General features: G+C 28.7%; 8 protein-coding genes. 3 read left to right on the top strand and 5 right to left on the bottom strand.

The window, feature by feature from the left end; all coding sequences use genetic code 11:
* Nucleotides 1–95 precede the first annotated feature (95 nt).
* Both Q0050_RS02700 and holA read right to left on the bottom strand, forming a co-directional pair.
* Nucleotides 96–278, bottom strand: a complete 183-nt coding sequence (locus Q0050_RS02700) for a CAL67264 family membrane protein (RefSeq protein WP_298392431.1) — start codon at nucleotides 276–278, stop codon at nucleotides 96–98.
* Between the two features lie 610 nt (nucleotides 279–888).
* Entirely contained in the window at nucleotides 889–1,893 is a 1,005-nt protein-coding gene (gene holA / locus Q0050_RS02695) for a DNA polymerase III subunit delta (protein ID WP_298392429.1), read from the bottom strand.
* A gap of 63 nt (nucleotides 1,894–1,956) precedes the next feature.
* Between holA and Q0050_RS02690 the strand changes: the two genes are divergently transcribed.
* From Q0050_RS02690 to Q0050_RS02680, 3 genes are all read left to right on the top strand, one after another.
* Nucleotides 1,957–2,412 (top strand): type I restriction enzyme HsdR N-terminal domain-containing protein, encoded by a 456-nt coding sequence (locus tag Q0050_RS02690; protein ID WP_298392427.1) that lies wholly within the window; start codon nucleotides 1,957–1,959, stop codon nucleotides 2,410–2,412.
* A gap of 3 nt (nucleotides 2,413–2,415) precedes the next feature.
* Nucleotides 2,416–3,405 (top strand): glycosyltransferase family 2 protein, encoded by a 990-nt coding sequence (locus tag Q0050_RS02685; RefSeq protein WP_298392425.1) that lies wholly within the window; start codon nucleotides 2,416–2,418, stop codon nucleotides 3,403–3,405.
* A 78-nt stretch (nucleotides 3,406–3,483) separates the two neighbouring features.
* Nucleotides 3,484–4,314: an OmpA family protein gene (locus Q0050_RS02680; protein WP_298392423.1), complete on the top strand. Its 831-nt coding sequence runs from the start codon at nucleotides 3,484–3,486 to the stop codon at nucleotides 4,312–4,314.
* Nucleotides 4,315–4,358: 44 nt separating this feature from the next.
* Here the strand turns inward: Q0050_RS02680 and Q0050_RS02675 are convergent, their stop codons facing one another.
* The 3 genes from Q0050_RS02675 to Q0050_RS02665 all read right to left on the bottom strand — a co-directional run bounded on the left by Q0050_RS02675 (nucleotide 4,359) and on the right by Q0050_RS02665 (nucleotide 8,698).
* Nucleotides 4,359–5,381, bottom strand: coding sequence for a carboxypeptidase-like regulatory domain-containing protein (locus Q0050_RS02675; protein WP_298392421.1), 1,023 nt, complete (start codon nucleotides 5,379–5,381; stop codon nucleotides 4,359–4,361).
* A gap of 1 nt (nucleotide 5,382) precedes the next feature.
* Nucleotides 5,383–6,003 carry an L-threonylcarbamoyladenylate synthase gene (locus Q0050_RS02670; RefSeq protein ID WP_298392419.1) on the bottom strand — a complete coding sequence of 207 codons (621 nt, stop codon included), beginning with the start codon at nucleotides 6,001–6,003 and terminating at the stop codon, nucleotides 5,383–5,385.
* Nucleotides 6,004–6,097: 94 nt separating this feature from the next.
* Nucleotides 6,098–8,698 carry a T9SS type A sorting domain-containing protein gene (locus tag Q0050_RS02665; RefSeq protein WP_298392417.1) on the bottom strand — a complete coding sequence of 867 codons (2,601 nt, stop codon included), beginning with the start codon at nucleotides 8,696–8,698 and terminating at the stop codon, nucleotides 6,098–6,100.
* Nucleotides 8,699–8,754 lie beyond the last annotated feature (56 nt).

The raw sequence follows: 8,754 nt of genomic DNA, 5'->3' as shown, positions 1-8,754 counted from the left end.
TATTAGATTTTAGATATTAGATTTTAGATATTAGATTTTAGATATTAGATTTTAGATATTAGATTTTAGATATTAGATTTTAGATATTGGATATTTTATACTCTTCCTTTTAATGCGTTAAAAACCCATGCATTGGCTAGAAAACCAATTCCTGTGGCTGCAAAACCCCAACCTGCTGTTTCATCATATCTAAATGCTCCAAGTGCAATTAGAATTAAGCCCATAACTATCATTATTAAGGTTGCCCATCCAAAAACAGTGTTTTTATTCATTCCCATAATGTGTAATTTTTATTTTATTTTTTGAGGATTACAAATATCGGTATTATAGATTAATTTTTAAACTAATTTTTAATTTTATAGAACATTGATATCAAAATAAAGAAAGTAGAACCAATAAAATTAATAATCAGGTCTTTGATATCGGTGGTATTTAGTATAAAAATAGGTGTTTGTTGAAAGAAATTTTGAAAGAATTCATTTAGAAAACCAATACCATTGAAAGTTATAAATACAAAAATTAATATTTGAAATGTTGTATGAAGAGGAAACTTAAAGATTTGAATATAAATTGAAAGTAACAAGCATATAATAAGTGCAAAAAACAAATGTTCTAAACTATTTAAATGATAATGAACAGTTTCTGAAAAATTAAATAAATTACATCTAACTAAAACAATAAAAACTAGGAAAAATAAAAATAGGTTATTATAGACTTTATAATACTTCAGTTTTAAATAGGTTGAATTAGAATTTAAATATTCAAATGATAAGTAAAATAAGAATTCATAAATTAATAATAAGTAAAATTCAATGTAGATGATTACTAAAAAAATAATGATAAAAAATATTCTTTGAAACAAACTTGTCTTAAAACATACATTCATTTTTAATTGAAAATTTTAACCAGCATTTCCTTCAGTAAATCGTGTGTAGTTAAAGCATTTGCGCCTACACCTTTACTCTTGACATCAATATCTCTTAAAGTCGCGAGAATTGCGCTTACTTTTTTCATTGGATAATTTTTCAATGCCACATCATAATCTTTTAGAAAATAAGGATTTACACCAAGTACTGACGCTACATTCTTTGGATTTTTATCTTTTAATCCGTGATACTTTAATAACTTCACAAAAAATGTAAATACTAAACTTGTAGTTACAACCATTGGGTTATCCTTCGGATTGTCTGCAAAATATTGCGCAATTTTGTATGCTTTAAGTTGATTTTTAGAACCCAAAGCATTTTGTAACTCAAACACATTATAATCCTTACTAAAACCAATATTAACCTCGATATCTTTCGGATTAATGGTATGTCCTTTTGGTAAAATGATCTGTAGTTTATCTAATTCGTTACTGATTTTGCTCAGGTCATTTCCTAAAAACTCCACTAACATCATATTGGCTTTAGGCTCAATTGCATATCCTTTTCCTTGTAAAACCCTTGTTATCCAAGTACCAACTTGATTGTCGTACATTTTTTTACTTTCAAAAACTACTCCGTGTTTGTCAAGCAGTTTGGTAACTTTTTTCCTTTTATCAAGCGTTTTGTATTTGTAAGCAAAAACTAAAACGGTAGTTGGCTGAAAATTTTCAACATAAGATTCTAACTTATCAATTGTTTTGGATAATTCTTGTGCTTCTCTCACAATAACAACTTGTCTATCAGCCATCATCGGAAAACGTTTGGCGTTTCCAACCACATCATCAATGGTTACATCACGTCCGTAAAGAACGGTTTGATTAAAATCGCGCTCGTGTTCTTGCAAAACATTTTGCTCAATATATTCTGTTAACTTATCTATATAATAAGGTTCTTCACCCATCAAAAAATAGATTGGTTTTATGTTTCCGGCTTTTATATCATTGATTATTTTTACAACTTCATCCATTATTATCAGTATTCAGTATTCAGTATCAGTTGGCAGTTTACATAAAATAGCTATTTTTGCAGAATGCAAAAACTAAATTTTCCAACGTTTACGTTTCGGTTCAAAAATAGTGAAAATAAAGTAGCTATCTTCGATGAAATCAGGAAAAAATTTATCATTCTTACTCCCGAAGAATGGGTTCGTCAGCACGTTGTTCACTACTTACTTCAAGAAAAAAAATATCCCAAATCATATATAAATGTTGAAAAATTAATCAAAATTAATGATTTAAATAAACGTTATGATATTGTTGTATATCAGCCAAATGGAGAGTTATTTTTACTGATAGAATGCAAAGCTCCTGAAGTAAAAATTGCACAACAAACCTTTGATCAAATTGCACGATATAATTTAGTTTTGAAAGCCAAATATCTTATGGTTTCTAACGGTTTAAATCATTATTTTTGCCAAATGGATTTTGAAAATGAGAAATATAATTTTCTAAAAGAACTTCCAGATTTTGAAACTTCAAATAAATAAACCTTGAAAAAAATTGCTGTAGTTATATTGAATTGGAATGGTGAAAAGTTACTCGAACAGTTTTTGCCTTCTGTCATTTCTTTTTCTAATGAAGCTACTATATATGTTGCTGATAATGCTTCAACTGATCATTCAATTCAATTTATAAAAGATAATTATCCAACCATAAAAATCATCAAAAACGATGGTAATTACGGCTTTGCCAACGGTTACAACATGGCTTTACAGCAAGTTGAAGAAGAATTTTATTGTCTTTTGAATTCGGATGTTGAAGTAACCGAAAATTGGTTGACTCCTATCCTATCGGCATTTGAAAATGATGCCAACACAGCTATCATTCAGCCTAAAATATTAGATTATAAAAACAAAGATTTTTTTGAATATGCTGGCGCAGCTGGTGGATTTATCGATCAATATGGATTTCCGTTTTGTCGAGGTCGCATTTTTGAAACCATAGAAAAAGACATCCATCAATATGATGATGATATCACTATCTTTTGGGCAAGCGGTGCTTGTTTTTTTATCAGAAAAGAAGTCTATCGAAAATTGAACGGATTTGATGGCGATTTTTTTGCGCATCAAGAAGAAATTGATTTGTGTTGGAGAGCGTTTAATTTAGGTTATACCGTTAAATATAATTCAAAGTCAACTGTTTATCACGTTGGTGGCGCTACATTAAATGAGGGTAATCCCAAGAAGACGTTTTTAAATTTTAGAAATTCTTTATTGATGCTATTGAAAAACTTACCAAAAAAGCAATTACTTCCTATTTTATTTATCCGAATGATTTTGGATGGCATTGCTGCACTCAAATTTATTTCACAAGGAAAGTTCAAACATTTTTTTGCTATTCTAAAAGCTCATTTTCATTTTTATCATTTGATTTCTAATAATTTAAAGAAAAGAAATACCATTCAAAAAGACAATTATTACCACACAAAAAGCATTGTTTACTCCTATTTTGTTAAAGGCGGCAAGGTTTTTGAACAATAATTAACAATAGTTTATAGTATTACTGCGTTTAAAGAAGTAAGAAATTGTAATTTTGCAATATCAAAAATCAAATTAAATATGAGAAAAGTAATTTTAATGTTTTCATTAGCTGCATTGACCTTAACATCGTGCGGAACAAAAAAGAAAATTGCTGAATTAGAGCAAAAAAATAAAGAATGTCAGGACTTATTAAATTCGACATCGGTTAAATTAAACTTGTGTTTGTCTGAAAGAGAAGCACTTGAAAAACAAAACGAATATTTAAAGAAAAACAATTCGGAGTTGATAAATAATGTAGGTAATATGACTACGTTAACACAACAAGGTGCTGCAAATATTGAAAAAGCATTAGAATCTATTAAAGAAAAAGATTTAAAAATCTCTAGAATGCAAGATGCTTTGACTAAAAAAGATAGCGTTACTTTAGCATTAGTTACTAGTCTTAAAAGTTCGGTTGGAATTTCTGATCCAGACATTGAAGTAAATGTTGAAAAAGGAGTTGTATTTATCTCGATTGCAGATAAACTACTTTTCAAAAGCGGAAGTTATGTTGTAAGTGATAGAGCGAAAGAAGTTTTAGCAAAAGTTGCAAAAGTAGTTAATGACAAACCTACTTTTGAATGTATGGTTGAAGGTCACACTGATAGCGTACCATTCACTGGAAATGCTGTTTTACTTGACAATTGGGATTTAAGTGTAAAACGTTCGACTGCCATTGTTAGAGTTTTGACTAAAGATTTAGGCGTAAAACCATCTCAATTAATTGCGGCTGGACGCGGCGAATATGTGCCATTAGTGGATAACAAAACTGCTGAAAATAGAGCTACAAATAGAAGAACAAGAATCGTAGTTTTACCAAAAATCGACGAATTCTATGAAATGATTGAAAAAGAAATGAAGAAACAATAATTCATTCAATACTATAAATTACGCCTTGAGAAATCGAGGCGTTTTTATTTTACACCATAATTCATTGGTAGCATATCGGCTACTTTTAGTTGCGCAATATATCCTGAGAAAATGATGTCTTGCACATTAGAATTGTTTCCGAATTGGTCAACAAAAAAAGTTTCAGTTTCAAAAATAATTCTTGATTGCTTTTTTTTCTTGAATAACAAATTGAATTCCGCAATAAACTTCTTTCCAACCAAAGTTTTATCTTGCTTAGTTATCGTAACTTTTTTAGAATCACCTTCATTGGATATTGCAAAATAATCATTCGGATTGTCTTGAAATTTACCTACAAACAATAGAAAGTTATCTTTATTCCAAATATTATTTACTAAGTTTCTAAAAAAATGTAATTGCGAACCTTCGTAACATTCTTGTCTTTGTTTTATTATTTTAGGTGTCGCTTCGATCTCTTCATAGCGCGATAATCCCAAATATAAACTTCTATAAACATCGACAGATTTGATGCTTGTGGTTACAAATTTCACCTCAAAATCTACCAATTCATAGTTGATTTTGTATCCCAAAAGTGTGTTGTTTATAATTAATGGTTTATCACAATAAGCTTTGAACGTATTGGTTGTTTCATCGTAATCGAAATATAAATCATCTTCATTTTCAATTTTAGCTTTTTTTCCGACGTTAGTTTGCCCGAGAAATTGCTCTCTAAAAAGTTGTAGTTTTTGTTTTCTCGAAAATCGGTTTTTCTTTAAAACTACTTCATTTAAGACGTTTACGGCTTCTTTTAAAATGATAACTAACTCTTTATCTTCTTGATAATTTTGAATGTACTGTGTTTGATATCCAATAAAACTTACTGCCAAAATACTGTTTAATTTACTGCCATATTGCAAAGTAAAATTGCCCTCAGAATCAGCTATGGTTGCTACAGTTGTACCGTCAAAATAGATGTTTGCTCCAGGTAATGGTTGATTTTTATTGTCGACAATTTTACCTTTTATCACTTGCGAAAAGCTTGTTGTAAATGATAAAAAAAGTAGTAGAAGAAGTGGTACCGATTTCATTTTATAAAATATCTAAACTTCCTTTTCCTTCACGAATAACTTCAGGCTCATAACCAGATAAATCAATTATAGTCGACGGAATATTATCTCCATAACCACCATCAATGACCGCATCAACAATGCCTTGCCATTTTTCAAATATTAATTCAGGATCGGTAGAATATTCTAAAACTTCATCTTCATCATATATTGAAGTAGAAATGATTGGATTTCCCAGTTCTTTAACGATTGCTCTAATGATATTGTTATCTGGCACACGAATTCCGACTGTTTTTTTGTTTTTAAATACCTTCGGTAAATCATTATTTCCGGGTAAAATAAAAGTATAAGCTCCAGGTAATGCTCTTTTTAAAAGTTTGAAAGTCGCTGTGTCAATTTGTTTAACATAATCAGAAATATGACTTAAATCATAACAAATGAAAGACAAATTGGCTTTTTCAAGTTTGATTCCCTTAATTTTGGCTACTTTCTCAAGTGCTCGCAAATTGGTAATATCGCAGCCTAATCCATAAACCGTATCGGTTGGATAGATTATTAAACCACCATTTCGCAGCACATCAACAACTCTTTTAACAGCTGCTTCGCTTGGCTTATCGTCGTATATTTTTATAAATTGTGACATAGTTGTAAAAGTACAAAATTTATATTTATTAGTTGGTAAAGTATAATAAAATATGAATCGTACTTCTAAATTTGGTACAGTAATAAATTGCAGTTTATTTTTTTAATACCTTCTCGATTTTTATACCGTAGTCAGTAATAACTTTTACAAAATAGGTTCCTGTATTTTGATTAGATAAATCTAAAGTTGCATTTAGTGAGTCATTTAATTTCGTCATTAATAATCGACCTTGAATGTCATACATTTCAATAGTTTTGATTAAATCTTTACTTGAAATATTTATCAATTCGGTTGTAGGATTAGGATAGATTTCAATTGATTTATTTTCAACTTCGTTACTATTCAAAGCAGTAAATGTTGATGTAGCTGTATTGGTTACTATTGGAAAATTATAATCAAAATAAATATTAGCCAAATTACTAATTGTACTTCCGACAGATAAAGTAGGTTTTGTTTTTATTTTAAATACTACATGACCATCATTTATTGCATCGTCAAAGGGAAGATTGATGTTTTCGAAAATAAATTCCACTTTATTATTAGTAATTCGAGTAACACAACTGTGAGAAGTATCCATTATTTGTAGCGATGAAATATCAAATTTAGTTGTATCAATTTCATCTTTAATTACTACATTTTGCGCTGGATACGTTCCTGTATTTTCAAAACGGATTTTGTAATGAACATAACTACCAATCATACTTGGATTTATAATTGTGCCTTCTAAACATTCTTTGTCATTTGGATCGTAAGAACCAACAACAATTTGATTGAAGTTGAATGTGTTATCATTAGGTAATGCGTCATTGACGATAGGGTTTATTGATGCAGTAAAATTTAAAACGTCTCCAATATTTACTGCTGGATTTTCAGTAGGTGAATTAACATTAAACGTAACTAAGATTTCACCGCTTTGAAACGGAACCAATGTTCCAACATTCCAAGTGAGTGCATTTACATTTTGACTTGTAGGAGTTACACTCGATGAAACAAAATCTAAAATTGAATCATTAAAATTAAAATTGACTACAGCATTATTTTCTATTTGATTCCCTTTATTTTTACATAGTATTTTATAAGTAGCATCAAAACCTGGTCTTGCAACACCCATCGGAATTATTATAACCTCTAAATCGTTAACAACACCATTGGGCGTAATGCAAAAATTTTGAATAAACGGACTTGTTGATGCGGGAAAATTTATAGTGGCACTTGAAGGTACGACAGTAAAATAATTCATATTTTCTAATTGAGGTGTTATTGTATGTGTTCCACCTAAAACGGGAACACTATAATTACCTGAATCATTCGAAATAAAACTTCCTGTCGTGGTACCATTTGTAAAATTTAATTTTAAATTAGGGTAAACTACATCTTGAGCATTACAACCATCATTGTTTAAATCAATTCTATTTGTACCATTAATGTTATAAAAAGTTCCACCTGGAGTAAAACTGCAATAACTATTTACATGGCAATTGGTATAACTATATGAATTTAACATTAGATTAACAAAAAGTAGTTCTCCTGTATCAGCACAAATGAAAGTTAAATTTGGATTATCAGCAATACTTACGATATTTGTTGAATTAGAATTTACACCATTTTTTATATTTATATAATTAAGGTTATTAGAATGGCAGCTGAAATTTCGTAGAGAAAAATTGTTACTCAAATCTAAAATAGTTAGTTGATTCTGATTACATTCCAAAGTAATTAAATTAGATAAAACACTAAAATCAATACTAGTCGCTCCTAATCCATTTACTTTTAAATCAACTATTGAATTTGCACTCGAACCAAAATTAATGTTTGTAAACAATATAGGATTAAATGAACAGTCTAGCCTCGTTAATGTAACTAAATTTGAAAGATTTAAACTTGTAATCTGATTATTTCGACAACTTAAAGTAATCAAATTATTTAAACCTGAAAGATCTAAGGTAGTTAACTGGTTTTGTTCACAATATAAGTGATTTAAATTTGGAAAATTACTCAAATTAATACTAAAAGAACTAATACTTTTACATGATAAATATTTAAGAACGCTTGGATTACCAAATGTAGAATTAGTTAATAAAATGGGGTTAGCATCACAGTCAATTTCTTTTAATAAATTTAAGTTTGATAAATCAACACTAGAAATATTATTTTCAGGAAATTTTAAATATTCTAGATTAACTAAACTATTTAAATTTAAAGTTGACAATTGATTCCAACCACAATCCAAATACCTTAAATTTGATAGTCCATTTACATTTAAATTATTAATTTGGTTTCGAATACAATTTAAATAAGTTAAATTTGATAATCCACTAACATTAAAGTTATTTACATTATGATTGCCAAAACTTAAATAAATTAAATTAACAAAACTACTAATACCAGTAATATCATAAATTACAGGAGTTGCTGTTCCGATTCTAAAAATATTTAAAAACTTAATTGCACTTGCCTCACTAACTTGAATCTCTCCATCATTATTTGTATCAATAGAATTATAGGAAGAACAAAAACCTTCAACACTATTTGGATTATTAAAAGGAATTATAGGTGTTTCTATCGATGCTATATTATTATTTGGACTAGCACTTAACAATATCGCTTTAAAATTAGCATCAGGTATGGTAATAATTTGCGCATTTAGAACATTATTGCACAAAAAAAATAATAGAAAACAAATATTTTTTTTCATTTGGTATGTGTTAATTATTTTTATATGATGCAATTTTATAAGAAAGGTTGCTTTAG

It is taken from the genome of Flavobacterium sp., assembly GCF_027483985.1.
GTDB lineage: Bacteria > Bacteroidota > Bacteroidia > Flavobacteriales > Flavobacteriaceae > Flavobacterium.
The sequence above is the reverse complement of the archived record's forward strand: the minus strand, read 5'-3'. Positions and strand labels throughout refer to the sequence as shown.

What these genes read in the sequence shown, in the direction of transcription:
- Q0050_RS02680 (WP_298392423.1), top strand. Translation starts at nt 3,484, where the DNA reads ATGAGAAAAGTAATTTTAATGTTTTCATTAGCTGCATTGACCTTAACA.
- Q0050_RS02690 (WP_298392427.1), top strand. Translation starts at nt 1,957, where the DNA reads ATGCAAAAACTAAATTTTCCAACGTTTACGTTTCGGTTCAAAAATAGT.
- Q0050_RS02700 (WP_298392431.1), bottom strand. Translation starts at nt 278, where the DNA reads ATGGGAATGAATAAAAACACTGTTTTTGGATGGGCAACCTTAATAATG.
- Q0050_RS02670 (WP_298392419.1), bottom strand. Translation starts at nt 6,003, where the DNA reads ATGTCACAATTTATAAAAATATACGACGATAAGCCAAGCGAAGCAGCT.
- Q0050_RS02675 (WP_298392421.1), bottom strand. Translation starts at nt 5,381, where the DNA reads ATGAAATCGGTACCACTTCTTCTACTACTTTTTTTATCATTTACAACA.
- holA (WP_298392429.1), bottom strand. Translation starts at nt 1,893, where the DNA reads ATGGATGAAGTTGTAAAAATAATCAATGATATAAAAGCCGGAAACATA.
- Q0050_RS02665 (WP_298392417.1), bottom strand. Translation starts at nt 8,698, where the DNA reads ATGAAAAAAAATATTTGTTTTCTATTATTTTTTTTGTGCAATAATGTT.